This is a genomic window from Jatrophihabitans sp., from assembly GCA_036399055.1.
GTDB lineage: Bacteria > Actinomycetota > Actinomycetes > Mycobacteriales > Jatrophihabitantaceae > Jatrophihabitans_A.
The window spans coordinates 28,551-53,443 of sequence record DASWNX010000040.1; the positions used below are offsets into that span (position 1 = coordinate 28,551).

21 protein-coding genes are annotated in these 24,893 nt (G+C 69.4%); 6 read left to right on the forward strand and 15 right to left on the reverse strand.

Annotated features, from left to right (window positions below):
• The first annotated feature begins 183 nt into the window (after positions 1–183).
• Positions 184–819 (forward strand): hypothetical protein, encoded by a 636-nt coding sequence (locus VGB75_18015; protein ID HEY0168945.1) that lies wholly within the window; start codon positions 184–186, stop codon positions 817–819.
• Between the two features lie 433 nt (positions 820–1,252).
• On the opposite strand, the gene VGB75_18020 is transcribed toward VGB75_18015, so the two are convergent.
• From VGB75_18020 to VGB75_18045, 6 genes are all read right to left on the reverse strand, one after another.
• Positions 1,253–1,582: a response regulator gene (locus VGB75_18020; GenBank protein HEY0168946.1), complete on the reverse strand. Its 330-nt coding sequence runs from the start codon at positions 1,580–1,582 to the stop codon at positions 1,253–1,255.
• 363 nt (positions 1,583–1,945) lie between these two features.
• Positions 1,946–2,230, reverse strand: a complete 285-nt coding sequence (locus VGB75_18025; protein ID HEY0168947.1) for a hypothetical protein — start codon at positions 2,228–2,230, stop codon at positions 1,946–1,948.
• Positions 2,231–3,200: 970 nt separating this feature from the next.
• Positions 3,201–3,746: a hypothetical protein gene (locus VGB75_18030; protein ID HEY0168948.1), complete on the reverse strand. Its 546-nt coding sequence runs from the start codon at positions 3,744–3,746 to the stop codon at positions 3,201–3,203.
• 532 nt (positions 3,747–4,278) lie between these two features.
• Positions 4,279–5,703 carry a type I glutamate--ammonia ligase gene (glnA, locus tag VGB75_18035; protein ID HEY0168949.1) on the reverse strand — a complete coding sequence of 475 codons (1,425 nt, stop codon included), beginning with the start codon at positions 5,701–5,703 and terminating at the stop codon, positions 4,279–4,281.
• 160 nt (positions 5,704–5,863) lie between these two features.
• Positions 5,864–6,331, reverse strand: coding sequence for an RDD family protein (locus tag VGB75_18040; protein HEY0168950.1), 468 nt, complete (start codon positions 6,329–6,331; stop codon positions 5,864–5,866).
• 14 nt (positions 6,332–6,345) lie between these two features.
• A complete protein-coding gene (locus tag VGB75_18045; protein ID HEY0168951.1) occupies positions 6,346–7,110 on the reverse strand; it encodes a DUF4191 domain-containing protein in 765 nt (254 codons plus the stop codon).
• Between the two features lie 98 nt (positions 7,111–7,208).
• Between VGB75_18045 and VGB75_18050 the strand changes: the two genes are divergently transcribed.
• Positions 7,209–8,597, forward strand: coding sequence for a hypothetical protein (locus VGB75_18050; GenBank protein ID HEY0168952.1), 1,389 nt, complete (start codon positions 7,209–7,211; stop codon positions 8,595–8,597).
• 142 nt (positions 8,598–8,739) lie between these two features.
• Here the strand turns inward: VGB75_18050 and lipA are convergent, their stop codons facing one another.
• Entirely contained in the window at positions 8,740–9,717 is a 978-nt protein-coding gene (gene lipA / locus VGB75_18055) for a lipoyl synthase (GenBank protein HEY0168953.1), read from the reverse strand.
• Positions 9,710–10,360, reverse strand: a complete 651-nt coding sequence (gene lipB, locus VGB75_18060) for a lipoyl(octanoyl) transferase LipB (GenBank protein ID HEY0168954.1) — start codon at positions 10,358–10,360, stop codon at positions 9,710–9,712. The genes lipA and lipB overlap by 8 nt, the downstream gene beginning before the upstream one ends.
• Positions 10,361–10,630: 270 nt before the next feature.
• Between lipB and VGB75_18065 the strand changes: the two genes are divergently transcribed.
• Both VGB75_18065 and VGB75_18070 read left to right on the forward strand, forming a co-directional pair.
• Entirely contained in the window at positions 10,631–12,850 is a 2,220-nt protein-coding gene (locus VGB75_18065; GenBank protein ID HEY0168955.1) for an MMPL family transporter, read from the forward strand.
• 190 nt (positions 12,851–13,040) lie between these two features.
• Positions 13,041–14,717, forward strand: a complete 1,677-nt coding sequence (locus tag VGB75_18070) for a serine/threonine-protein kinase (GenBank protein HEY0168956.1) — start codon at positions 13,041–13,043, stop codon at positions 14,715–14,717.
• A 40-nt stretch (positions 14,718–14,757) separates the two neighbouring features.
• Here the strand turns inward: VGB75_18070 and VGB75_18075 are convergent, their stop codons facing one another.
• The 4 genes from VGB75_18075 to VGB75_18090 all read right to left on the reverse strand — a co-directional run bounded on the left by VGB75_18075 (position 14,758) and on the right by VGB75_18090 (position 20,560).
• Entirely contained in the window at positions 14,758–15,660 is a 903-nt protein-coding gene (locus VGB75_18075; GenBank protein HEY0168957.1) for a TIGR01777 family oxidoreductase, read from the reverse strand.
• A gap of 80 nt (positions 15,661–15,740) precedes the next feature.
• On the reverse strand, positions 15,741–17,426 hold the full coding sequence (gene sucB / locus VGB75_18080; GenBank protein ID HEY0168958.1) for a 2-oxoglutarate dehydrogenase, E2 component, dihydrolipoamide succinyltransferase: 1,686 nt from the start codon (positions 17,424–17,426) through the stop codon (positions 15,741–15,743).
• 83 nt (positions 17,427–17,509) lie between these two features.
• Positions 17,510–18,913 (reverse strand): dihydrolipoyl dehydrogenase, encoded by a 1,404-nt coding sequence (gene lpdA, locus VGB75_18085; GenBank protein HEY0168959.1) that lies wholly within the window; start codon positions 18,911–18,913, stop codon positions 17,510–17,512.
• Between the two features lie 162 nt (positions 18,914–19,075).
• Positions 19,076–20,560 carry a leucyl aminopeptidase gene (locus tag VGB75_18090; protein HEY0168960.1) on the reverse strand — a complete coding sequence of 495 codons (1,485 nt, stop codon included), beginning with the start codon at positions 20,558–20,560 and terminating at the stop codon, positions 19,076–19,078.
• A gap of 113 nt (positions 20,561–20,673) precedes the next feature.
• Between VGB75_18090 and gcvT the strand changes: the two genes are divergently transcribed.
• Positions 20,674–21,783, forward strand: a complete 1,110-nt coding sequence (gene gcvT, locus VGB75_18095) for a glycine cleavage system aminomethyltransferase GcvT (GenBank protein HEY0168961.1) — start codon at positions 20,674–20,676, stop codon at positions 21,781–21,783.
• Positions 21,784–21,857: 74 nt separating this feature from the next.
• On the opposite strand, the gene VGB75_18100 is transcribed toward gcvT, so the two are convergent.
• From VGB75_18100 to cobU, 3 genes are read right to left on the reverse strand one after another with little or no spacing between them, the layout of a single operon-like run.
• Entirely contained in the window at positions 21,858–22,664 is an 807-nt protein-coding gene (locus VGB75_18100; GenBank protein HEY0168962.1) for an adenosylcobinamide-GDP ribazoletransferase, read from the reverse strand.
• A complete protein-coding gene (gene cobT / locus VGB75_18105; protein ID HEY0168963.1) occupies positions 22,661–23,749 on the reverse strand; it encodes a nicotinate-nucleotide--dimethylbenzimidazole phosphoribosyltransferase in 1,089 nt (362 codons plus the stop codon). Before cobT ends, VGB75_18100 begins: the two co-directional genes overlap by 4 nt.
• Positions 23,746–24,324 (reverse strand): bifunctional adenosylcobinamide kinase/adenosylcobinamide-phosphate guanylyltransferase, encoded by a 579-nt coding sequence (gene cobU, locus VGB75_18110; protein ID HEY0168964.1) that lies wholly within the window; start codon positions 24,322–24,324, stop codon positions 23,746–23,748. The genes cobT and cobU overlap by 4 nt, the downstream gene beginning before the upstream one ends.
• Before the next feature lie 217 nt (positions 24,325–24,541).
• On the opposite strand from cobU, the gene VGB75_18115 reads away from it, so the two are divergent.
• Positions 24,542–24,730, forward strand: coding sequence for a hypothetical protein (locus VGB75_18115; GenBank protein HEY0168965.1), 189 nt, complete (start codon positions 24,542–24,544; stop codon positions 24,728–24,730).
• Positions 24,731–24,893: the final 163 nt, after the last annotated feature.

Consider the following 24,893-nt stretch of genomic DNA (forward strand, 5'->3'; position numbering starts at 1 on the left):
ATCGCTGGAGCCTGCGCCGGCAGCGCGGCGACACATGCGCGCTACGGTTGCCTTCGCACGTAAGGGGACGGCATGCCGGTGTGGGCCGAAGCAGGGTTGTGGGGGTTGCTCGCAGGGGCCGCTCTGGTCATCGGCGCCGCGGTGGCGTGGGTATTGCCAGTGCCGCAGAAGGTCGTCGCCAGCGTGATGGCGTTCGGCGCCGGGGTGCTCATCGCGGCTCTCTCCTTCGACCTCGTTGACGAGGCTGAGACCACGGGTGGTTTGGCGGCTACGACAATCGGCTTCCTCGGTGGCGCGGCCGTGTACGTGGCGGCAAACGCCGCGCTGGCCCGGCGCGGCGGCCGACACCGCAAACGGTCGCAGGAACAGCCGTCCGAAAGCGAAAGCCCAGGCAGCGGCGGGGCAATCGCGATCGGCGCGCTGTTGGACGGCATACCGGAGTCCATCGTCCTGGGCCTGACGTTGTTCGGCGGCGGTGGCGTCGGAGTTCCGGTCCTCGCAGCGATCTTCATCTCGAACCTGCCCGAGGGGCTGTCCAGCGCCGCAGGGATGAAGAAAGCCGGGCGCGGCGCCCGCTACGTCTTCGGCGTGTGGGGCGGCATCGCCCTGGCCAGCGGCGCGGCAGGACTCATCGGAGCTCTGACCCTGGAAGGGGCCTCGCCTCAGGTGATCGCGGTGATCACCGCGGTTGCCGCCGGCGCGATCCTGGCCATGGTGGCCGACACGATGATCCCCGAAGCGTTCGAGAGCACCCACCTCTACGCGGGGTTCATCGCGACCCTGGGCTTCATCCTGTCCTTCGCGATCGAGCGCATCTGAACGAGGCCCTGTCCGCTGACAAGGCCTCGACCGATCGTCTCTCAGATGTCGTAGTACAGCTCGAACTCCAGCAAGGCTTGGTGGCTGCAGCAACTCTGGTCGGGCACGGGCTGGGTAAACCTTTATCAGAGCGTCTGACGGAACTTGGATGTCGTAGTACCGAACTAGGCGAGGACCAGCTGGACCTTGACCATCGACGACGTCAGAAGCTTGATGTTGGTTGCGTGATTCCATGTTGGATCGCTCTTCGAACCACTTCCAGCGCTCCGCCTGCTGGTTCATCAGCATTTCGATGGCCGACCGCGTCTCCGACCCGACCCGCTCCACCTGGTCACCGACGCGATCGATCTTGGCGTCGAGCTGATCGATGCGGCGCGCTGTCCCTAGATTCGGTTGCCGACGATCTTGGCCCTCATTGCCCATGGGGCTGTTCCTAAGTGCTTTGGAGGACCGCGGTTGAGCTAACGAGCTTGATGAGCACCAGGTCAGCTGACGCTTCGACCTCGGTAGTGATTGAGCCTCCCGTGATCATCACGCGCCGAACCGTTGGGTGGACTTCGGCCAGCCAGCGAAGTAGGGCCTTGCCGTCATACCCGTCGATGTCCTGGTCACAGATGACAACGTCGATCATGGGCCAAGGTGCGAGGTCGGCTGTTGACGCGAACGCCGATGTCCAGGTCTCAACAGTGTGACCAGCTCCTTTGAGCAGCAGCTCGAACAGCGGGGCTATCTCTCGTACGTCTTCAACGATCAGGAGGCTCATGTGGGAGAGCCCACTCACGCTGGCAGCGCGTAGGTGTTCAGGTGGACGTCATCGTCGCGAACGAGGTCACACCGCCGCCCGGCTGACGTTGGTTGCGATAGGCACCGATGATCGCCAGCGCCCCACGTGCATATGAACTTGGCCAACGCGGGCCGCCGCCCTCCTCAGCGGCACATTTGGGCGCTTGGGATGTCGTCCGATTGGACTTCGGGACACGGCAGCACGATGCGAACATCATCACCTTGGTAGATAATGACGTTTGCCTCATAGCCATAGTGCTCGCGAGGTTAGCTGCGTACGGGCGTCCCCAGGTGGAGATGTCTGGAGACGCCAGCGTAAGGAGTTCGGCAGCGCCACTCGCTACTAGGGTTTTGCGCGCTTCGTGTGGGCGTAGACGAACACCGTGGCCAGGGACACGATGTCGACGGTTCCGAGCACCGTACCGCTGAGGGCGTGATCGCCATTGATCAGCCAGCCCGAGACACCAAGAAACGCGAGTGAGATGCTCCAGCCCGACCAGAAGCCCATAACGTTGAGCCGATACGGCTCTCGCTCGCGCCGATACTGTCGTTTCATGATCAAGCGGAGCTGCTTGCGGGTCGCCTCATCAGCCTGCTGGTAGACCTCGAGTTCCTCTGAGAGCGCCATCAGTTAGACCCACTCACGTGTGGAGGAATGATTCCCGATCGCCGGGCCCGGAGCACGGCCGCTTCCAAGTCAGCACGAGCATCCGAGAAGACTTCCTCGATAGAGCGGATCGGTGACGAGTTGAGCGGTATCAGCCCGAACGAGAAAGCATGGCCGACGCCGTCAATGAAGGGTTGGGCAGCCGTCATCGGCTCAGATGCCACGCGCACGATGGACAAGCCCTCCCGCGTCGCTCTACTGCGCAACCTGGACCGTGCTCGCTCAAACCGATATGCAAGGGGCCTTTCCGCTCTAGCTGGGCGGGGACGCAGCGGGGGGCGTTCGGCTCGGCTACTGGCCTCTAACTGTGCCCTCATCAATCGTTCGGCGTCTTTTTGGTGAGGTGAGGCCGCCGCTTCTCTGTCCTCTTCACCCAGTTTGTCCTCTAAGTAAGCCATTATTCGAGCGGTGTCTGCTTCGCTCAGGAGGACGGCACTCGCTGCGAGATGACTATTCACGAAAGTTATCTCGCCCATAGCAACGGCGGCGATTGAATCGGCACCTGAGGCACGGATACGGTGACGGTGTCTGACCCCTTCAACCAGGAGGACAGTGCCAGCGCCGAGTCCGGCGCTTACGACCCAGGCAGCCGCGTCCACGATGGTCTCCAGCGTCACAGCGCTACCCCCTTTTCGGACCTTCAGGACGTGATTGCATCGTAGTGGCACGCCGCGTGAACGCGAGAATGCGCGTCCACCGAGGCCACACGAGTCACCTATAGGCCTGGAATGTCTACGGGGAGAGAAGAATGAGGGCCATGGTCTCCGGAGTCCCGATCCGGCGTGAGGTATTCCCCTCTGGCTCAAGTGCTTGTGCCGAAGCGGACTCCCCAGGCATTAGCTGATCAATTAAGTCGATGTGTCAAGCAACTGCAACGACCTGCGATTACGACATGGAGGCGTGGGACGCTGAGCCCTATCTGTTTGGCTCCCTACGGCGTGCTCGACGGAGGCGGTTCAGGCGCGTCCCTTGCGGCGATGGCGGCCTGGATGTGCTTGCTGAGATACGTCATGAGCGCGGCGCTATAGGCCATTGCGTAGTCATGGTGCTGGTGGCGCGGGTCGACAAGTCCCTCTACTCGGCCACCAGGCTTGAGGTTCACGACGTTGCTAAACCAGGCCACCTCGTCGAGCTCATCGTTGTCGTTGACGTGCGTCAGTGGGTCGCGGATGTCCTTCAGCTTCGGAATGCCTGCTTCGAATGCAGCTTGCGCCGCGACGAGCTCATCCGGCCGGCGAAACACTTTGATGATGGAGATGCCCGCTGCTCGGATGCGGCCGAGTTCGTAGATGTAGTAGTCCAAGTCAGTGCCCGGATTAGCGCCATGGTTGGTTACTTCGAAGTCAGATCCTTCGAACAGCTTGGGTGCGTTGGCAGCTCGGTCGATGATTCGTTGGCGCTGAGTCTCCAGGCCGTGGGTGAAGCGTCGCAGCGCATTCAGGAACCGACTAGCTGCCTTGTCATAGTCCCGAGCCATGCGCCGGACGGTACCGGGGGCCACGTGCGTTCGGTTAAACCGCCCCGGCCGATTCGGCGAGCTTCTGACGACGCCACGTGATGAAGACGTTGCGGGCGCTCCGATCAGCCTGGCTTGGCTTCCAGCGCATCCAAGACTTGTAGCAGTTCAGACAGAAGTTGCTCCTGAGGCGATCATCCTTGACGCTCGTCAACACCACGGCGCAGCACTGGCACTCGGCGACTGTTGAGACACGGCCTCGTAGCTCCTGATCGACTGTCAAAACGTTGTCCGAGGCAACTACTGGTCATCAAGTAAACAGCTAGGACCCGCTGACGATCGAGCCATCAATACTCTGCCCGACTGCGAACTCACGGCTTCATCCGCGAGGGTCGTAGGTTCAAGCCTGAGCCTTTCGCCGGGCTCCGATGGGGCACACGACAACGACCAGCCCCCGCCATCAACGACTACCAACGACAAGCGTGGAGGCCAGCAATGACGGGGGATGGAAGGGTCTGAGGCCCAAAGCGCGGGGAGCGCTCAAGGCACGCTATTAGATGTCGTAGTAGAGCTCGAACTCGTACGGGTGCGGCCGCAGCCGAACCGGGTCGATCTCGTTGACGCGCTTGTAGTCGATCCAGGTCTCGATCAGGTCGGCGGTGAACACCCCGCCTTCCTGCAGGTACTCGTTGTCGGCCTCGAGGTGGTTGAGCACCGCGTCGAGCGAGCCGGGCACCTGGGCGATCGAGGCGGCCTCGTCCGGCGGCAGCTCGTAGAGGTCCTTGTCGATCGGGTCGGCCGGCTCGATCTTGTTGCGGATGCCGTCGATGCCGGCCATCAGCATCGCCGAGAAGGCGAGGTAGGGGTTGGCCGAGGGGTCGGGCACCCGGAACTCGATGCGCTTGGCCTTGGGGCTGGTGCCGGTGATCGGCACCCGGATGCAGGCCGAGCGGTTGCCGGCCGAGTAGACCAGGTTCACCGGCGCCTCGTAGCCGGGCACCAGCCGGTGGTAGGAGTTCACGGTCGGGTTGGTGAAGGCCAGCAGCGACGGGGCGTGGTGCAGCAGGCCGCCGATGTAGTAACGGGCGGTGTCGGACAGGCCGGCGTAGCCGGTCTCGTCGTAGAACAGCGGCTCGCCGTCCTTCCACAACGACTGGTGGCAGTGCATGCCCGAGCCGTTGTCGCCGAACAGCGGCTTGGGCATGAAGGTCGCGGTCTTGCCGTTGCGCCAGGCGACGTTCTTGATGATGTACTTGAACATCAGAACCTGGTCGGCGGCGTGGGTCAGGGTGTCGAACTTGTAGTTGATCTCGGCCTGGCCGGCGGTGCCGACCTCATGGTGAGCCCGCTCGAGTTCCAGGCCGGCCTTCATGAGCTCCAGGCTCATCTCATCGCGCAGGTCGGCGTAGTGGTCATAGGGTGAGACCGGGAAGTAGCCGCCCTTGACCCGGGTCTTGTAGCCGAGGTTGCCGCCCTCCTCGACCCGGTTGCTGTTCCAGGCGCCCTCGATCGAGTCGACCGAGTAGGACGAGCCGTTGATCTTGGACTCGTACCGGACGTCGTCGAAGATGTAGAACTCGGCTTCGGGGCCGAAGTAGACGGTGTCGGCGATGCCGGTGGAGCTCAGGTACTCCTCGGCCTTGGACGCCACCTGCCGCGGGTCGCGGTCATAGGGCTCGCCGGTGCGCGGCTCGACGATCGAGAAGTTCAGGTTGAGCGTCTTGGCCGTCCGGAACGGGTCGACGTAGGCGGTGGCCGGGTCCGGCAGCAGCTTCAGGTCGGACTTGTGGATGGCGGCGAAGCCGCGGATCGACGAGCCGTCGAACATCAGGCCGTCGGTGAAGGCGTCAGAGGTGAAGCCGGACGCGGGCACATTGAAATGCTGCTGCGTGCCGGGCAGGTCCGTGAACCGCACGTCGACGAACTCGACGCCCTCGTTCTTGATAAAGCTGAGAATCTCATCGGGGCTGCTGAACATCTACCGGGTCCTTGTCGTCTGCCTTGGGTGGGGTGGGAGATCACATAAGGTGCTGCCAACCTAAGGGCGGCCGATTGCTGCCTGGTGTCCCGAGTGTTTCGGCGACGTTACGCCCACCGGCCCGGGTTAGCAGACTGGCGCGACGGTGAACGGACGCCGGTCAGTGCACGATCACGGCGGTGTCGGTCAACCGGTCGTGCAGGCCGCGGAAGTCCTGGTCGGCCACCAGCGCCGGAACCAGCGTCAGCAGCAGCGTCGTGCGCACCAGCGCCCGAAGCGGTCCGATGGGCAGGGTGGCGTCCACCCGGATCACCCGCAGGCCGGTCAGGTACATGCCCAGCGACCGGCCGAACAGCAGCAGCCCGATGAGGTAGTCCAGAGCCAGCGGGATCAGGCTCCACTGGCCGGGCAGGTGCGCGGCCAGGCCCGGCAGGTCCCGGGGCGGTGCGAACAGGCTCGCCACCAGCCCGGCGGCCAGCATGTCGAGCACGAAGGCCCAGATCCGGCGGCCGGTCGGCGCCAGTGATCCCGGCCCGGACGGCGGCAGGCCGATCAGCTGGCCGCGATAGGGCTGAGTCGAGCGGCCGGGCTGAGCCGGTCCACCCGGCTGAGCCGGTCCGTCGGGCACGGTGAGGCAGCGACTCAGCCGCGGCGGCGGGCCGCGCGCTGGACGCTGCGCATCTTGACGCCGCCGGGCATCGGACCCTGGGGGAGCGGGGCGCGCTGAGCGCCGAGGGCGGACAGCCGCCGGTCCAGGGCGACGACCTGCTCCTTGGACAGGTTGCGGGGCAGCTTCATCAGGTGCGTGTTGAGCTTGGCCAGTGGCACCTCGCCCTCACCGCGACCCACCACCACGTCATAGATCGGCGCGTCGCCGGCCAGCCGGGCGACCCGCTTCTTCTCCTGGGCCAGCAGCGGCTTGACCCGTTGCGGAGCGCCCTCGCCGATCAAAACCACGCCGGGCCGGCCGAGCAGGCGGTGCACCGCGTCGAGCTGAGGGGTTCCGGCGACGGCGTCGGTCTTGCGCCAGTCGCCACGCAGTTGCCCCAGCACGTAGGCCGCGGCGCCTGCCTGCCCCTCGGCCTGGCTGTAGGCCGAGCTCTGGGCACGCCGGGAGAACAGGAACATCGCGGCGAGCAGTCCGAGCATGAGCGCCGGCAGGATGGGCAGCCAGACGCTGTCGGTGATGAAGACGACCAGCAGGTAGAGCGGCACCGCGGTCAGCACGAAGGCCAGGACCAGATAGGGCACAAGTCGGGCATCGTTCTTGCGGGTCAGCGTGAATGCCTGCCGCATCTGCTTGAACGAGTCGCGCCGCCGCTGCTTACGCACCAAGCGGGCTGCTTTTTTCTCCGCCCTGCTCAGCTTGACCTTGCCAGTTCGCTTCGCCCCGGTCGATTGCGCCATGACAACAGGATAAGGCGTCGGCGAAAGATGTTTCACCCGCGTCAAGGTTTACCCGCTACAGTTACCTCAGCGTTAGTTCTTTGTCGTGCGGGGGTGAGTTGACAGTGCGAATTCGGCGTCCTGAGCGGATGGTGGCAGCGGTGCTGCTCACAGCCCTGGGCGGCTCGCTCGCGCTGCTGGCACAGCCCAGCGCCGCCGCCTCTGTCGACAGTTACGACATTCGGGCCAGCGTCCGGTTCGGCTGCGCACAGGACAAGGGCGAGGATGACTTCGTCGAGGTAGGTCTCAGCGCCGTCGAGCAGGAAGACTTCGCCGATCGCGAGCTGGTACTACAGGTCGGCCTGGCTAGTCCGGGGTCCGACGGCTACGGCGTCTACACCGAGGGCGGCCCCAGCTTGGTGACCCTCGGCGAGAGCCCCCTCAAGGTGCGGCTCGCCAGCCCGCCGCACCCGGGCGACCACGTGTTCCTCCGCCAGCTCGACCGGCCCGAGATCATCAAGCTGCCGCTGCCTGCGACCTGCCACCGGATAAAGCCGACCAACTTCGGTTTGGACGAGCCGGACGTCAGCGTCACCACCAAGAGCTGCACGCCGGGCTCCCAGGCCAACCTCAGGGTCACCCTGCAGAACCCCAACGAGGTGGACCGGCGGCTGCAGAGGATCGGCATCGAGCAGATCGACTACACGGTGCTGCTGGTGCGTGATGACGGTCAGTTGGCCGGCGCCGAGCCGGTCGGAACCCTGGTCAGCTTCGACGAGCCCAGTGCCTCGAGCATCACTCTCAGCCAGGTGGTGTCCAAGCCAGCCCGGTACCAGGTCCGGGTGATCGGCCTGGACGGCTCGGTGACCACCTCCCGCAGCATCCGGCTCAGCTGCGCCAGCACCGGCCCCGTGCCCGCGCCCTCGACTTCAGCGCGGCCGAGTCCGAGCGTGTCGGTGAGCAGGCCGGGCTCGACGCCTCCGAACTCCTCGCGCCCGGCTCCCAGCACGCCAGCGCGGCCACCGACCGCGACGGTGTCACGCCCGCCCGCCTCGCCGGCGCCCACCAGCTCAGCGCCGTCGCGCACCCCGGCGAGCTCAGCGCCGGCTGGGCCTGCGACCAGTGCGCCCCCGACCAGGGCACCAGCCACCAGCGCACCGGCGCAGCGCCCGCCGGCTGCCTCATCCTCAGCCGCGGGCTCCGCCGGTGGCCCGTCGAACGGCGACTCCGCCAGCCGCCCGGCGCCGACGCCCCGCCCCAGCGGCAGCGCGGCCCAACCGTCGGCCACGCCGTCTCGGATCCAGCCGCCCAGTTCGGCGCCGGCCGGCACGGCGTCCCCCAGCCCGACGTCGAGCGCGGACTCCACCATCATCCGGTTGGTCGAGCCGAGGTCGGACTACAACGGCCTGCCGGTGTTTCAGAGAGAGGTCGCCCTGGTGGTGCTCGTCTTCGCCGCGGCGATGGCGGCTCTGGTCGGCATGACCGTGGTCAACGCCCGCCGTCGCTGAGGCGGAGCTGGTGAACGCCAGCCCTGACGGGACGCCGGCCTTGACGGACGCCAGCCCTGACGGGACGCCGGCCTTGACGGACGCCGGCCTTGACGGGACGCCAGCCTTTACTAGAGCCGGCCCTGACGAGGAGCCGGTCGGCTCAGTTCGAGGCCGACGGAGTGAGGGTGCGGGCGTCGAGGGCCTGCTGGTAGAGCCGGCCGGCCCGGTAGGACGACCGCACCAACGGACCGCTCAGCACTCCGGCGAAGCCGATCTCCTCGGCCTCTTCGCGCAGCTCGACGAACTCCTCGGGCTTGGCCCACCGTGCGACCGGGTGGTGCCGCAGCGAGGGACGCAGGTACTGGGTGATGGTGATCAGCTCACAGCCGGCGTCGTGCAGGTCCTGCAGCGCCTGCGAGATCTCGGCCCGCTCCTCGCCCATCCCCAGGATCAGGTTGGACTTGGTCACCAGGCCGGCCGCCCGAGCGGCGCTGATCACTGCCAGCGAGCGCTCGTAGGTGAAGGCCGGCCTGATCCGCTTGAAGACCCGCGGCACCGTCTCGACGTTGTGCGCCAGCACCTCCGGGCGCGAGCCGAACACCTCGGCCAGCTGCTCGGGGACGGCGTTGAAGTCCGGGATCAGCAGCTCTACGCCCGTCCCGGCGTTGAGGCTGTGGATCTGGCGGACCGTCTCGGCGTACAGCCAGGCGCCGCCGTCGGGCAGGTCGTCGCGGGCCACGCCGGTGACGGTGGCGTAGCGCAGCCCCATCTTCTGCACGCTCTCGGCGACCCGGCGCGGCTCGTCGGTGTCCAGGACAGCCGGCTTGCCGGTGTCGATCTGGCAGAAGTCACAGCGCCGGGTGCACTGGTCGCCGCCGATGAGGAAGGTGGCTTCGCGGTCTTCCCAGCATTCGTAGATGTTGGGGCAGCCTGCCGCCTGGCAGACCGTGTGCAAGCCCTCGCTCTTCACCAGCTGGCGCAGCTCGGTGTACTGCGGTCCCATCACCGCCCGGGTCTTGATCCACTCCGGCTTACGCTCGATCGGCGTCTGGGCGTTGCGGGCCTCGATGCGCAGCAGCTTGCGGGCGGGCCCCGGCGCCGGGCTCGACTCGGCGGGGTTGGCGCTGATCTCAGTCACGGGATCGAGCGTACGCGGCGACCAGACCGGGCAGTGACGACTCCACCACCGGCAGTGCTTGGGCGACGGTCACCTCGCGGCCCAGCTCGGCGGTCAGCGAGGTGACTCCGGCGTCGGTGATGCCGCACGGCACGATCTGGCCGAACCCGCTGAGGTCGGGGTTGCAGTTGAGCGAGAAGCCGTGCAGCGTAACGCCCTGCGCGACCCGGACGCCGATGGCCGCCACCTTGCGTTCGGGTCCTCGGTCATCGGCCCGCAGCCACACGCCGCTGCGGCCTTCGACCTGGCAGGCGCCGCTGAGCCCCAGTTCGGCGCACACCTCGAGCAGCACCTCCTCCATCCGCCGGACGTAGGCCACCACGTCGAACGGATCGGGCAACTCGACGATCGGGTAGCCCACCAGCTGACCGGGGCCGTGCCAGGTGATCTTGCCGCCGCGGTCCACGTCGATCACGGGCGTGCCGTCGGCCGGGCGCTCCCAGGGCTCGGTGCGCCGGCCGGCGGTGTAGACCGACGGATGCTCCAGCAGCAGCACGGTGTCGTCGATCTCGCCGGCGACCCGCTGGGCGTGCAGCTGACGCTGCCACTGCCAGGCTTGCTGGTAGTCAAGCAGGCCTGCCCGAACAGTCTTCAACTCAGCCACCTGATCATCTCCTTGCCGCCAGCCTAATGGGCCACGGCGTGAGAAAGGGCGCTGGTGCGCGCGCTCACACCCGCCGATCAGGCCGCTGGTGACTGCCGGAGCGCCTGATTGCCGCACGCCTGACGTCGACGCGCTGAGGTGAGAATCTGTCAGAGCGCTGAGGTATGAATAAGGGCATCGAGTCGAGCAACCGGCAGCAAGTGCCATCCAGCTCGCCCGGTGCGTCGCCGCAGTCCAGCCCTTCCGTTTTCCGAATGCGTTGGAGGTTCGATGGCTGAGGTCCAGGACACGCAGGCGGCCGGTGGGCCTGAGCGCAAGCAGCGACAGCTGCCTCGGGGGCTTCCGGTCTTCGCTGTGATCGCGGTGGCCATCCTGGCGTTCCTGGCCGGTGGGACAGGTGGCTCGTACCAGGGCAAGCTGGCCGAGGTCCAGAAGAACGACAACGCCTCCTACCTGCCTGGTTCGGCGGAGTCGACCAAGGTCCTGGCCGAGTCGGCCAAGTTCAACAAGATCGAGAACGTGCCCGGCTTCATGGTCTTTCACCGACCGAGCGGGCTGACCGCCGAGGACCGGGCCGCCGCCGGCAGGGCGGCACAGACGATCTCCCGCACTCCCGGCATCGACACCGACGCGCTCACCCCGCCGCAGGCTTCCAGTGACGGCACGACCCTCGCGCTGTTCACGCCGCTGGTGCAGAAGCAGGACGGCAAGGACGTCCAGTTCGACAAGATCGCCAAGTTGGAGCAGCAGATCGTCGATGACGCCACAGCCGGACTGCCGGAGGGCCTGGAAGCCTATCCGGCGGGGCAGTCCGGGCTTCTCCTGGCGTTCTCGGACGCCTTCGCGGGGATCGACAGCACGCTGCTGCTCGCCGCGCTGGGAGTGGTCATCATCATCCTGCTGTTCGTCTACCGCTCGCCGGTGTTGTGGGTCTTCCCGACCCTGTCGGCGGTGCTGGCCCTGGGGTTGTCCTCGATCGTCATCTACTTCCTGGCCAAGCACGAGGTCGTGACTTTGAACGGGCAGAGCGCGGGCATCATGCCGGTGCTGGTGCTCGGCGCGGGCACCGACTACGCGCTGCTGCTGACCGCCCGCTACCGCGAGGAATTGCACGTCTACCCCAACCGCTTCGACGCCATGATCAAAGCCTGGCGCGGATCTGCGCCGGCGATCGTGGCCTCGGCCGTCACGGTCATCCTCGGCCTGCTGTGCCTGAGCTTCTCAAGCCTGGAGTCCGACAAGAGCCTGGGGCCGGTGGGCGCGATCAGCATCGCCTGCACCCTCATCCTGTCCATGAGCTTCCTGCCGGTGGCGCTGGCGCTGGCCGGCCGCTGGGTGTTCTGGCCCCGCAAACCCAAAGTCGACCAGAGGATCGACCTGGCCAGCCACGGCTTCTGGGCCCGGGTCGCGAGCAAGGTCGACAGCAACCGCCGACCCGCCTGGATCGGCGTCGTGCTGGTGCTGGGCATCTGCGTGATCGGCCTGGGGTCGTTGAACGCGCGCGGCCTCAACACAGCGCAGGGTTTCACCGACACCCCCGACGCGGTCATCGGCCAGGATCTCTACGTCACCAAGTTCGGCCAGGACGCCAGCACGCCGGCGGTGATCACCACCAACGCCAGCTCCGTGGACGCCGTCATCGCCGCGGTCTCGAAGGTGCGCGGGGTGGACACCAAGCCGGGCGCGGTGTGCGTCCAGGTCGACTACCCGAAATTGGCTGCCGCGGCGAAGTCCGGCGCCGCCCGGCCCAGCGACGGCTGCGCTCCGGCGTCGCTGCAGCTCCAGCCGATCGACGGCCGGACGGTTGTGAACGCGACGCTGGCCGACCCCTTCGACTCACGCGCCGCCTATGCCACGGTGGACCGTCTACGGGACGCCGTTCACGGTGTCGCGGGCGCCGAGGCCATGGTCGGAGGCGCTTCCGCGGCGACCTTGGACGTCCAGAACGCCTCAGTGCATGACCGCAACCTGATCATCCCGATCGTGCTGGTGGTCATCTTCGTGGTGCTGGCGCTGTTGCTGCGGTCGATCGTGGCTCCGGTGCTGCTCATCCTGACGGTGGTGCTCTCCTTCGGGGCTGCGCTGGGCATCTCGGCGCTGGCGTTCAACCACCTGTTCCACTTCGCGGGCGCGGACCCGTCCTTCCCGCTGTTCACCTTCGTGTTCCTGGTCGCGTTGGGGATCGACTACAACATCTTCCTGATGACCCGGATCAGGGAGGAGAGCCTTCGGCATGGCACCCGAGCGGGGATCTCCCGCGGGCTGACGGTCACCGGGGGCGTCATCACGTCGGCGGGCATCGTGCTGGCTGCCACGTTCGCGGTGCTGGGCGTGCTGCCCATCGTGTTCCTGGCCGAACTCGGATTCGCCGTCGCGGTGGGCGTGCTGATGGACACCATCCTGGTGCGCAGCGTGCTGGTGCCGGCGCTGTCGGCTGACATCGGCAAGAAGATCTGGTGGCCCTCGAAGCTGGCCCACGCCCAGGATTGAGCCGAGTGACGGCCTGATCGGGACTGTGGGCCTGATCGGGACCAGGGACTGATCGGGACCGGGGGACTGATCGAGACCAGGGGGACTGATCGACCGGGCCTCAGGCTTGGGGCTCGATCGAGGCTGTGGATCTCACCCGGGCTGTGGACAACTTCAGCAGCGACGTGCCCGGTTCTCCTACCGTGGCCCGATGGCATTCACCGTCTCCGGTTACCACGTCGACCAGCTCATCGGCTATGGCAGCCATGCCGAGGTGTGGTCGGCCCGCACGGCTGACACCGCTGAGCCGGTGGCGCTGAAGAGGATCATCCTGCCCGGACAGGGCGATCCGCGCCGGACGGCCGAGCTGGTCGCCTCGGCGCGCGGCGAGGCCGCGTTGTTGACGGCCCTGCAGCACCCGAGCCTGATCCGGCTGCGCCAGTACGTCCAGACGCCGGCAGCGGTGGTGCTGGTGATGGAATTGGCCCAGGGCGGCTCGCTGGCTCAGTTGCTGCGTCGGCGCGACCGGCTCAGCCCGGCCGAGGTCGCCGCCGCTCTCAGCCCGATCGCCGCCGCGCTTGCCTACGCCCATGCCGAGGGTGTGCTGCACGGTGACGTGAGCGCCGCCAACATCCTGTTCACCGGCGCTGGCCAACCGAAGCTGGCCGACCTGGGGGTGGCTCGGATGCTGATCGGGCATGCCGAGCCCGAGCGGTCGCTGGGCACGCCCGCCTATGTGGACCCGGTGGTGGCGGCCGGGGGCGCCGCCGGGGCGGCCAGCGACCTGTTCTCCCTGGCCGCAGTGGCGCTGCACTGCCTGACCGGCGCCGGACCCTGGCAGTCCGATGACCGGGCCGACCTGCGCGCCGTGCTGGCGCGAGCGGCGAGCGGCGTTATCGAGGACCTTCCCGGCAAGCTCGCCGGCTGTCCGGAGGCCATGGCCGCCGTGCTGATCCGGGCGCTGGACCCGGAGCCGCACCGCAGAGGCTCTGCGGCGGAGTTCGCGCTCGACCTGGGCGCCAGCGTGCCGTCGGCTTCGGTGGTGCTCGCGGCCGGCCGGATCGCGCCCCGAGTCGGCCGGCACTCGGCTGAGCGGGATCAGCCGGCCGGCGCCGATGCCGTGCCGGCCGATCTGACTCACGTGGCGCGGTTGCAGGTCAGGTCAGCGCCAGACCAACCGCGCCCGGCAGCCCGGCCGGCTCGCCGGCTGGCCAGGGTGAGCGTGGTCGCGGCCATAGCGGTCCTGAGCATCGCTGCCCTGGGCGCCGGGGTGGCCGCCGTCCGTGGCGGTGGCTGGCCGGGCTGGCCTGGCCTAGCCGCCGAGCAGCGCTCCCGCCCTGCGCCGGCGACCTCCGCTCCCCAGGATCGAACCACCGCCGCTGCCGAACGCGACCGGAAACCTGACCGGGCCGAGGCAGATTCCGATGCTGATCCGGCCGAGGCTGATCGGGCCAACGCTGGCCCGGCCGATGCTGACCGGGCTGACGCTGACCCGGCTGAGGCCGACAAGGCGAAGGCCGAAGCGGCGCTGACAAGGCTGGCCGAACGGCGCGCCGAGGCGTTCGCGCTGGGGCGTCCGGAGTTGCTGGCCGGCGTCTACCAGTCACCGGTCCTGCTCGCCCAAGACCTCAGCCAGCTCCACTCACGTATTCCAGCCGGCTGCGGGTTGACCGGGCTGCGCACCCGCTACCAGGACGTCGCGGTCACCAGCGTCGGCCCGCGGCGCCTGGAGTTGCAGGTCACTGCCAGCCAACCGCCGGCGTCGCTGATCTGCGCCGGAGAGGTGCGCGGCCGAACGCTGCCCGCGAGTGCGGTCCGCCTGGCGTTGAGCCTGGTTCGGGTGGGAGCTGAGTTCCGGATCGCCTCACAACGGCCGGGTGGGCAGTGATCCTGCCGCCTTGTGGGCAGTCTCGCGCCGACCTTGACGGCTAGTGGGCGACCGCCCAGGCCAGCGCGCTACGCAGATCAGCGTGCTCGAACCGGTAACCGCTGCCGATCAGCTTCTCGGGCAGCACCCGCTGGCTCAGCAGCACCCCTTCGTCGGCGAACTCGCCCAGCACCAGCCGAAGGCCGAAGGCCGGCGCCGGCAGCAGGGCCGGCCGGTGCAGCGCTCTGGCCAACTCGGCGCTGAACTCGGCGTTGCGCACCGGCTCGGGACCGACCAGGTTGACCGGGCCCTGGAGCTGCTCAGTCCGCAGGATGTGCCGGATGGCGCCGATCTCGTCGGCCAGCGTGATCCAAGGTTGGTACTGCCGGCCTGAGCCGAGCCTTCCACCGGCACCCATCTTGAAAATCGGTATCAGGCGCTTCATCAAGCCGCCGCTGCGGCTGAGCACCAGGCCGGTGCGCAGTGTCACCACCCGCACCCCGGCAGCGCTGGCAGCCTCGGTGGCCGCTTCCCAGCGGCGCACCAGGTCGGCCATGAACCCGGCGCCGCCGGTCGCGGACTCAGGCAGCGGCTCGTCCCCGCGGTCACCGTAGTAACCGATCGCCGACGCCGACAGGAACGACTGGGGCCGAAGCTCGGCCGGCAGTTCGGCCAGGGCGCGGGCGATGGTGGTCGTCGGCTGCACCCGGCTCTGCACCAGCACCTGCCGGTAAGCCTCGTTCCAGCGCTTGTCACCGACTCCCGCGCCGGAGAGGCTGATCACCGCGTCGGCGTCGCCCAGCGCCAGCGGATCAAGCTCGCCCCGTTCGGGATGCCACTGGAATTCCGACTCCGACGCCGGGCTGCGGCGTACCAGGGTGCTGACCTCATGGCCGTGGCCACGCAGGTCGATGACCAGTGCCTTGCCGATGAAGCCGGACGCCCCGGCGACGACGACCTTCACAGCGCACCCCGGCGCAGGCACGGTCCGCCGTCGCCGCGGCTGACCGGCCTGGTCATCGCCGGGCCCGGCTCGTCACAACCTCAGCTTAGTCCGAGCGCGCGTTCGAAGGCGCCGGCCTCGAGCCGGGTCTTCATGGTGGTCAGGAAGCGCGCGGCGTCTGCCCCGTCGACGATCCGGTGGTCATAGGACAGCGCCAGGTAGACCATCGAACGGATGGCGATGATCTCGCCCAGCCGCTCGTCCGAGATCACCACCGGACGCTTGACCACAGCCCCGGTCCCCAGGATCGCGACCTGCGGCTGGTTGATGATCGGGGTGTCGAACAGGGCGCCACGGCTGCCGGTGTTGGTCAGGGTGAAGGTGCCGCCGCCGAGTTCGTCCGGCGACACCTTGTTGGTCCGGGTCCGCTCGGCCAGGTCGGCGATCTTGCGGGCGACGCCGGCGAGGTTGAAGTCACCGGCGTTGTGGATGACCGGCACCAACAGGCCCCGCTCGGTGTCCACCGCGATTCCCAGGTGCTCGGCCTCGTGGTAGGTCACCGTGCCGGCTTCGGTGTCGACCGAGCAGTTCACGTTCGGGTGCGCCTTGAGGGCTTCGACAGCGGCCACCGCGAAGAACGGCAGGAACGACAGCTTGACGCCTTCGCGCTTCTCGAAGTCGACCTTGGCAGCCTCGCGCAGCCGGGCGATCCTGGTGATGTCCACCTCGACCACGGTGGTGAGCTGCGCCGACGTCTGCAGCGACTCCACCATCCGAGCAGCGATCACCTGACGCAGCCGGGACAGCTTCACCGTCTGGCCACGCAGGGCGTTGTCAACGACAGGCGCCGTGCTCTGAGCGGCCGCGACCGGAGCTGCCGCAGCCGCCGGCGCCGCAGCCGCCGCAGCCGGCGGAGCTGCCGCCGCCGCCTCGGCCTCGGCACGCTGCTCAGCGGCGGCCTGGGCCGCTGAGAGCACGTCAGACTTGCGGATCCGGCCACCGACGCCGGTGCCGGTCAGGGAGTTCAGGTCGACGCCGTGCTCGCTGGCCAGCTTGCGCACCAGAGGTGTCACGTAGGTGCCGGCGACCTCGTCGTCATCGACCGCGGCCGGGACCGGTTTCGCAGCCGGAGCTGACGCCGCCGGAGCTGACGCCGCCGGAGCTGACGCAGCCGGAGCGGCAGCAGCGGGAGGCGGAGCGGCTGCCGGGGCTTGAGCGGCCGCTGGGGCCGGAGCGGCCGGCGGAGCGGGCGGCTGGCTCGCGGCGTCCGACTGGCCTGCCGAGCCCTGCTGCTGGTCAGGCGAGCCGGTCGACCCTGCCTCCGGAGCGGCCTCGCTGACCGGCTCGTCCGGAGCTTGCTCGTCGGTGGACTGCTCGTCGGCAGGCGTCGCCTGCGCAGCCGGAGCATCCTCGGCAGCCGGCTCATCAGCCTCGTCCTCATCAGCCTCGTCCTCAGCGGCCGGCTCCTCAGCGGAGCTGTCAGCCTCGGGCTCCTCAGCCGCCGGCTCGGAGCTCTCCTCCGCCGGCTCAGAGCCGGCCGAGGCCTCGCTGGCGTCGCTGATGACCGCCAGCTCGACGCCGATCTCGACCGTCTCGTCCTCGGCGACCTTGATCGAGGTCAGGATGCCGGACGCCGGCGAGGGCACCTCGGTGTCGACCTTGTCCGTCGAGACCTCCAGTAGCGGCTCGTCCGCGGTGACCTGATCACCCTCCTGCTTGAGCCAGCGGGTAACGGTTCCTTCGGTCACGCTCTCACCGAGGCGCGGCATGGTCACTGAGACCGGCATGTCTTCTGGCTCCTATCGTGGGATCAAGGCGTGACACGCCGAGCCGCGGGCCTGGCGCGGCCCGCGGCTCGGGTCAGGTCAGGTCAGTCGTGCACGTGCAGCGGCTTGCCGGCGAGCAGCAGGTGCGCCTCGCCGATGGCCTCGGACTGCGTCGGGTGCGGGTGGATCAGCTGGGCGACCTCGCTGGGCAGGGCCTCCCAGTTGTAGATCAGCTGCGCCTCGGCGATCAGCTCGCCGACCCGGTCGCCCACGATGTGCACGCCCAGCACCCTGCCTACGGCGCCGTCGGTGTTCTCGGCGATCAGCTTCACCGCGCCCTTGGTGTTGAGGATGGCGCTGCGACCGTTGCCGGACAGGTCATAGGTCACGGTCTTGATCTTGTCGGCGCCGAACTTCTCGGCTGCCTGCACCTCGGTGAGCCCGACCGAGGCCACCTCGGGGCTGGAGTAGGTGATCCGCGGGACGCCGGCGTAGTCGATCGGCACCACCGGCTCACCGGCGATGTGCTCGGCCACCAGGATGCCCTCGGCGAAGCCCACGTGGGCCAGCTGCAGGGTGGGGATCAGGTCGCCGACGGCGTAGACACCGTCGACGTTGGTGCGGCAGTACTCATCGACGAGCACGAAGCCCCGGTCCATGCTCACACCGGCCTCCTCGTAGCCGAGGTTTGCCGAGGTCGGGCCGCGCCCGACGGCGACGAGCAGCACCTCGGCCTCGAGCGTCTGGCCGTCCTGCAGGTGGACCTTCACGCCGTTGTCGGTGTGCTCGACACGGTCGTAGCGGGCGCCCAGCTTGAAGCCGATGCCGCGGCGGCGGAAGGCGCGCTCGAGCAGCTTGGAGTTGGACTCGTCCTCCAGCGGCACCAGGTGCGGCAGCGCCTCGACGATGGTGACGTCGACGCCGAAGGACTTCCAGGCGCTGGCGAACTCGCAGCCGATCACGCCGCCGCCGAGGACGATGGCGCTGGCCGGAACGCGGTCCAGCCCCAACGCGTGGTCACTGGTGATGACTCGCTGGCCGTCGATCTCCAGGCCGGGCAGCGTCTTGGCGTACGAGCCGGTGGCCAGGATGACGTTGGCGCCGGTGTAGGTCTGGTCCCCGACCGTGACCTGCTTGGGGCCGGTGAGGCGGCCCTCGCCCTCGACGATGGTGATGCCGCGGCTGCGGATCAGGCCCTGCAGGCCCTTCCAGTTCTTGGAGATGACCCCGTCCTTGTACTTGTGGACGCCGGCCATGTCGATGCCTTCAAAGCTGGCGTTGACCCCGAACTGCGCGCTCTCGCGGGCGGAGTCGGCGACCTCACCGGCATGCAACAGCGCCTTGGTCGGGATGCACCCCCGATGCAGGCAGGTCCCGCCGACCTTGTCCTTCTCGATCAGCACGACGGACTTGCCCAGCTCGGCGGCGCGCAGTGCCGCGGCATAACCGCCGCTGCCACCACCGAGGATCACGATGTCTACGTTGTTCTCGGCCCCTTCGGCTGCCACGAGATGTCTCCAAGCTTCGGGGCTTCGCCGCCCCGATCGTCACCAATGAGTCCAGCTGGCTCGACGCACTGCCGAGCCGGTTCCATCTTGTCACTTCGTGTTCATACGCGGGCAGCCGGGCGGGTTCTGCTCAACGCCCGGCCCCGCCGGCTCTGCGGACGCTCAGCTCGCCGCCAGATCGGCCAGGCTTGCCAGGATCGTCCGGACGATGACGCCGGTGCCGCCCTGGGCGTTGTAACCCGAAGCAGAGTGCAGGAAGGCTGGGCCGGCGATGTCCATGTGCACCCACTCCAGGCCCTCGGGCACGAAGTCGCTGAGGAAGGCGGCGGCGATGAGCATCGAGGCGGTGCGGTCCTTGGGCACGTTGACCAGGTCGGCCACCGGCGAGTCCAGCGCCTTGCGCAGCCGGGGCGGTATCGGCATCGGCCACAGCGACTCGCCGGCGGCGGCGCCCAGGGCCACCACCCGGTCGCGGAACGCCTCGCTGCCCATCACCCCGGAGGTCCCGTTGCCCAGCGCGACCACCTGGCCGCCGGTCAGGGTGGCCGTCTCGATCAGGTAGTCGGGGGAGTCCTCGCACGCCCGCAGGATCGCGTCGGCCAGGATCAGCCGGCCCTCGGCGTCGGTGTTGTCGATCTCGACGGTGCGCCCGTCCCGCAGCTCCAGGATGTCGGAGGGCCGGTAGGACGAGCCTGACACCGCGTTTTCGGCCATCGGGACAGTCGCGGTGATCGCGATCGGCAGCTTCAGCCGGGCCGCCGCGATGATCGACTCGATGACTGCGGCGGCGCCGGCCATGTCGGACTTCATCTCGGCCATGTTGGCCACCTTGAGGTTCAGGCCGCCGGTGTCGAAGGTGATGCCCTTGCCCACCAGCGCGACACTGGTCCGGGCTCTGGCCGGCTGGTAGCTCAGCCGCACCAGCCGCGGCGGCGTCGCGGCGCCCCCGCCGACCGCGAGGATGGCCCCGTAGCGGCCGCGCTTGAGGGCGCGCTCGTCGAGCACCTCGACGGCCAGGCCGGCGGCCTCGCCGTGCTCGCGGGCATAGGCGGCGAAAGTCACCGGATTGAGGTGGTTGGCCGGGGTGTTGACGAGGTCGCGGGTGTTGTTGACCGCCTCGGTGATGATCTTCGACCGCCGGATCGCGGCCTTGGCGCCGGCATGGGCAGGCTCGGTGACCGCGATGTCGACCCGCCGCAGCGCGGCCGGCTTGGCGCTCGGCTTGTACCGGGTGAACCGGTAGCCACCCAGCAGCGCGCCGTCGGAGATGGCCTGCACCAGCTCCGGATCGGTGCCCGAACCGATCGCCACCGCCACCCGCTGGGCCGACTCCAACCCGCGCAGCGCGGTTCCTACGGCGCGTCGCACCGATTCCGGGTCGAGGGTGCTCGGCTCGGCCACGCCCAGACCCGCCGCCACGACCAGCGGCGCGGCGCTCTTGCCCAGCGTCGGGATCTTGATCGCCTCGTCGGCCTTGCCGGTGGCGTCCATGGCTCGCAGCGCCGCCAGCAGGACGCCGCCGAGAGCCGCGTCGACGCCGGCCGCGCCGTCGGCCAGCGCCACCCCGTCAGCAGTGCAGACCGTGGCGATCACGATCGCGTCAGCGGTGAGCGGGGCCGTGCTGTCGATCAAGGAAACCGAAGTCATGCGGCAACTGTATGTGACGTGCGCTCGGCAGCCGGTTTGCCCGTCGCAGGCTGGCCTGAACCGGTTCATGACACGGCTGCCGACGCGCCGAGCCGGGTCGGTACCGTTGCGCCATGACTGAGCTGCGCCGTTCACCGTTGCACGACCGTCACGTCGGTCTCGGAGCCAAGCTCGCCGACTTCGGCGGTTGGCAGATGCCCATCGAATACGGCGCGTCCGGCGGCGGCGTGATCGCCGAGCACACCGCGGTCCGGTCGGCCGTGGGCGTCTTCGACGTCTCGCACCTGGGCAAGGCGACGGTCGCGGGCCCCGGCGCCCGGGACTTCGTGAACTCCTGCCTGACGGCTGACCTGGGCAAGATCGGACCCGGCCAGGCGCAGTACACCTTGTGCTGCGCCGAGGACGGGGGCGTCATCGACGACGTCTTCAGCTACCTGGTCAGTGACGAGCAGGTGTTCCTGATGCCGAACGCGGCCAACGCCGACGAGGTGGTCGGCCTGCTGGCCGCCGCCGCCCCGGCCGGGGTCACGGTGACCAACCAGCACGAGGACTTCGCCGTGCTCGCCGTGCAGGGTCCCAAGTCTCCGGAGTTGCTGCAGTCCCTGGGCCTGCCCGTCGAGCTGGACTACGTCAGCTTCGTCGACGCCGAGCTCGACGGCCGGCCGGTGCGGGTCTGCCGGACCGGCTACACCGGCGAGCACGGCTACGAGCTGATCCCGGCCTGGAACGACGCGCCGGCGCTGTGGGACGCGCTGGTCGAGGCCGGCCGCCCCCTGGGCGGCATGCCGGCCGGCCTCGGCGCCCGGGACACCCTGCGCACCGAGATGGGCTATCCGCTGCACGGACAGGACCTGACCCGCCAGATCAGCCCCGTGCAGGCCGGCTCGTCATGGGCGGTCGGCTGGCAGAAGCCGCAGTTCTGGGGCCGGGAGGCGCTGCTGGCAGAGAAGGCGGCTGGTCCGTCCCGCCGGCTGCGCGGGCTGCTGGTGACCGACCGGGGCGTTCCACGAGGGCACATGAACGTCCTGGACGTCGACGGCACGGTGATCGGCCAGACCACCTCGGGGACGTTCTCGCCGACCCTGGGCAAGGGGATCGCGCTGGCCCTGATCGACACCGCTGCCGACATCGGCGAGTCCGCCGAGGTCTGGGTCGACGTCCGCGGCCGCCGGCTGGCCGCCACGGTGGTCAAGCCGCCGTTCGTGCCCTCCCACGTCCGCTAGCGGCCCGCTCAACGCCACCCAGCGCTACCCAGCGCCTCAGGCGGCGCTCAACGCCAGCAGCGCCACCCAGCGCCTCAGGCGGCGCTCAACGCCAGCAGCGCCACCGCTGTCGCCAGTTCACAGCCGGCGCCGAGCACGTCGCCGGTCACGCCGCCGAACCGGCGCACGCAGTGCCGGACCAGCAGCAGCGCCACGGCGCAGCCCAGCAGCACCGCCGACCCCGCCCTGACCCAGTGCGCTCCCGGCCAGTCCGGGCCCGCGGCGCCTGAGAGCTGGCTGGCGACCGCGCCGAGGCCGACCAGCGCGAGTGCCCAGGCCGCGCACGCCGCCGCCGGCACGCTGCCCGACACCAGCGCGCCCAGCCCGTCGGGCCGGGCGGCCGGTATCCGGCGCGCGCAGCACAGCGTGATGCCGAGCCGGCCCACCGCGTATCCGGCGGCGATCACCAACCAGTCGTGCCTGGCCACCAGCGCCGACAGCGCCGCCGCGTCCACCAGCAGCACCGCCGCGATCGCGCTCACCCCGAGCGGCCCGGCCTCCGGAGACTTCATGATGGCCAGCGCCCGGTCGGCGGTGGTGTAGGAGCCGAGCGCGTCGAAGGTGTCGGCAAGACCGTCCAGGTGCAGGCCGCGGGTCAGCGACGCGGCCAGGGCCACCAGCACGGCCGCGCTCGGCAGGGGAGCGAGTCCCAGTTCGGTCAGCCCCCAGGCCGTGGCGGCCAGCACCGCCCCGAGCGCCAGCCCGACGGCCGGCGCCCAGGCCATCGCCAGCGCCGCGGTGCGCCGGTCCACCCGGCCGGCCCGCAGCGGCAGCACCGTCAGCGTGGTCAGCGACAACCGCAACCCGGCGCCCACCGGCCAGCGGTCGGCTCCGGCACTCATCCCCCGTCGCTCGACTGCCGGGTGGCCACCTGGGCTTCGGCGAAGGTGGCCATCTGCGCCAAGCTCAACACGGCGGCCCGCAGCACCGGTAACGCCACCAGCGCCCCGGTGCCCTCACCCAGCCGCATCTCCAGCCGCAGGATCGGCGTCAGCCCCAGCCGGTGCAGGGCCAGCTCGTGGGCCGGCTCGGCGGACAGGTGCGCGGCCTGCAGCCAGTGCACCACCCGGGGGTTGCCCAGCTGGGCGACGAGCGCCGCGGCGCTGACCACCAGCCCGTCCAGCAGGACCGGCGTGCGGCGGTTGGCGGCCTGCAGCAGGAACCCCGTCATCGCCGCCAGATCGGCGCCGCCGGCCACCGCCAGCAGCCGGGTCAGGTCCTCTCGATGCGGCCAGGCCCGGCGCCTGGCGTCGCGGATGGCGGCGCACTTTCGGGCCCAACCGGCGTCGTCGACGCCGGTGCCGCGGCCCACCACCTTGATCGGCTCGGCGCCGGTGAGCACCGAGATCAGCACCGAGGCCGGGGTGGTGTTGCCGATCCCCATGTCACCGGCGATCAGCAGTTGCGCGCCGCTGTCGATTTCCTCGTCGGCGATCGCGATGCCGGCAGCCAGCGCCCGCTCGGCCTCGTCCTGGCTGAGGGCGTCCTCGCGGTCGATCCGCCCGCTGGAGCGGCGGATCTTGTGCTTGGACAGCGCCGGGTCTGTGTCGGAGTCCACCGCAAGGTCCAACGCCCGGACGCCGGCGCCGGCCGCGGCGGCCAGCACGTTGACGGCGGCGCCGCCGGCTGCGATGTTGGCCAGCATCTGCGCGGTCACCTCGGCCGGGTAGGCCGACACCCCGGCGGCGGTGATGCCGTGGTCGCCGGCGAAGACCACCACCCGGGTCCGCTCGAAGGCGTGCGGCGGGCACTGCCCTTGCGCGCTGCAGGCCCAGATCGACAGCTCTTCGAGCATCCCCAGCGCGCCGGTCGGCTTGGTGAGCTCCTCCTGCCGGAGCTTGGCGGCGTGCGCGGCGTCGGCGTCGGGGTGGCCGATGCCGGCCAGGGTGGCGTGCAGCGGGCTCGCCGCCGGCTCGGATGAGGTCATTGCTGCTCTCCTGACTGCCCGGGCGAGGCGCCCGGGCGCTCGGGCGGCGGCGTGCGCAGCCACAACGGCAGGCCTGCCACCACCAGGACGACCTCGTCGGCGTCGGCGGCCAGCGCGGTGTTCAGCCGGCCCAGCTCGTCGGCGAAGATCCGGCCGGACCTGGACTCCGGATGGATGCCGCTGCCCACCTCGTTGCTCACCAGCACCACCCGGCCGGGACTTTTCTGCCAGGCGCTCACCAGCTCGGCCGCCGCGGCCCGGAAGCCGGAGAGCTCACCGTCCCAGCCGCCGGTGCGATCTATGGTGCGGGCCAGCCAGTTGCCCAGATCCTCCACCAGCAGCGGCGCCGCGGGCGCGGCCAGCGCGGCGGCCAGCTCCAGGGTCTGCACGGTTCGCCAGTGCGCGGGCCGGCGCTGGCGGTGCTCGGCGATCCGGCGGGCCCAGTCGGCGTCGTCGCGTTCGGCCGCGGTCGCGAGGTAGTCGACCCGGTCGTGCTCGGCCAGTTGCCGCTCGGCCCACCTCGACTTGCCCGACCGCACGCCGCCGAGCACCAGAGTGCGCCGTCGCGCCGCCAATCCAGGACCCCTTTCGCCGAGCGAGCCCCATGCGGAAGCCCAGCGGCTCGCCAGCGCGGCCCGCCGGTGAGAAACCAGCCAGTGCCGATCGCAGCCTAAGGCAGCCGCCGCGACCGGGCTCAGCCGGGACGCTAGCGTGAGCGCGACATCAGCAGGTCGCCGACCGGCGCCTGCTGGCAGAGATCCTCAACGACCTCGACACGAAGGCGGCGCGCAGATGTCATGGACCTGGAAGTACGAGCCCGAGAGCCCTGAGGCCGAGAACCCGGGCGACTTTCCCAGCCAGTCCGACGCCGAGAGCTGGCTGGGTGAAGCCTGGAGGATGCTGGCCGAGGCTGGGGTGGCGGGTGTGAGCCTGGAGCATGACGGCAAGCACGTCTACGGCCCGATGCCGCTGGAGGAGTAAGGCTGGCGACGGCTCCGACGCGCCGCGCGGCGTCGGTGACGCCTCCTGGCTGGCGAGGCAGGGCTCAGCGAGGCAGGGCTCAGCGAGGCAGGGTCCAGCGAGGCAGGGCTCAGCGAGGCAGGGCTCAGCGAGGCAGCCTCGTTGCCATCCGCTTGAACAACCC

Excerpts from the sequence above, each read along its gene's own strand:
- VGB75_18020 (HEY0168946.1), bottom strand. The coding sequence starts at position 1,582 with ATGAGCCTCCTGATCGTTGAAGACGTACGAGAGATAGCCCCGCTGTTC.
- VGB75_18025 (HEY0168947.1), bottom strand. The coding sequence starts at position 2,230 with ATGGCGCTCTCAGAGGAACTCGAGGTCTACCAGCAGGCTGATGAGGCG.
- VGB75_18030 (HEY0168948.1), bottom strand. The coding sequence starts at position 3,746 with ATGGCTCGGGACTATGACAAGGCAGCTAGTCGGTTCCTGAATGCGCTG.
- glnA (HEY0168949.1), bottom strand. The coding sequence starts at position 5,703 with ATGTTCAGCAGCCCCGATGAGATTCTCAGCTTTATCAAGAACGAGGGC.
- VGB75_18045 (HEY0168951.1), bottom strand. The coding sequence starts at position 7,110 with ATGGCGCAATCGACCGGGGCGAAGCGAACTGGCAAGGTCAAGCTGAGC.
- VGB75_18065 (HEY0168955.1), top strand. The coding sequence starts at position 10,631 with ATGGCTGAGGTCCAGGACACGCAGGCGGCCGGTGGGCCTGAGCGCAAG.
- VGB75_18070 (HEY0168956.1), top strand. The coding sequence starts at position 13,041 with ATGGCATTCACCGTCTCCGGTTACCACGTCGACCAGCTCATCGGCTAT.
- sucB (HEY0168958.1), bottom strand. The coding sequence starts at position 17,426 with ATGCCGGTCTCAGTGACCATGCCGCGCCTCGGTGAGAGCGTGACCGAA.
- VGB75_18090 (HEY0168960.1), bottom strand. The coding sequence starts at position 20,560 with ATGACTTCGGTTTCCTTGATCGACAGCACGGCCCCGCTCACCGCTGAC.
- gcvT (HEY0168961.1), top strand. The coding sequence starts at position 20,674 with ATGACTGAGCTGCGCCGTTCACCGTTGCACGACCGTCACGTCGGTCTC.
- VGB75_18100 (HEY0168962.1), bottom strand. The coding sequence starts at position 22,664 with ATGAGTGCCGGAGCCGACCGCTGGCCGGTGGGCGCCGGGTTGCGGTTG.
- cobT (HEY0168963.1), bottom strand. The coding sequence starts at position 23,749 with ATGACCTCATCCGAGCCGGCGGCGAGCCCGCTGCACGCCACCCTGGCC.
- VGB75_18115 (HEY0168965.1), top strand. The coding sequence starts at position 24,542 with ATGTCATGGACCTGGAAGTACGAGCCCGAGAGCCCTGAGGCCGAGAAC.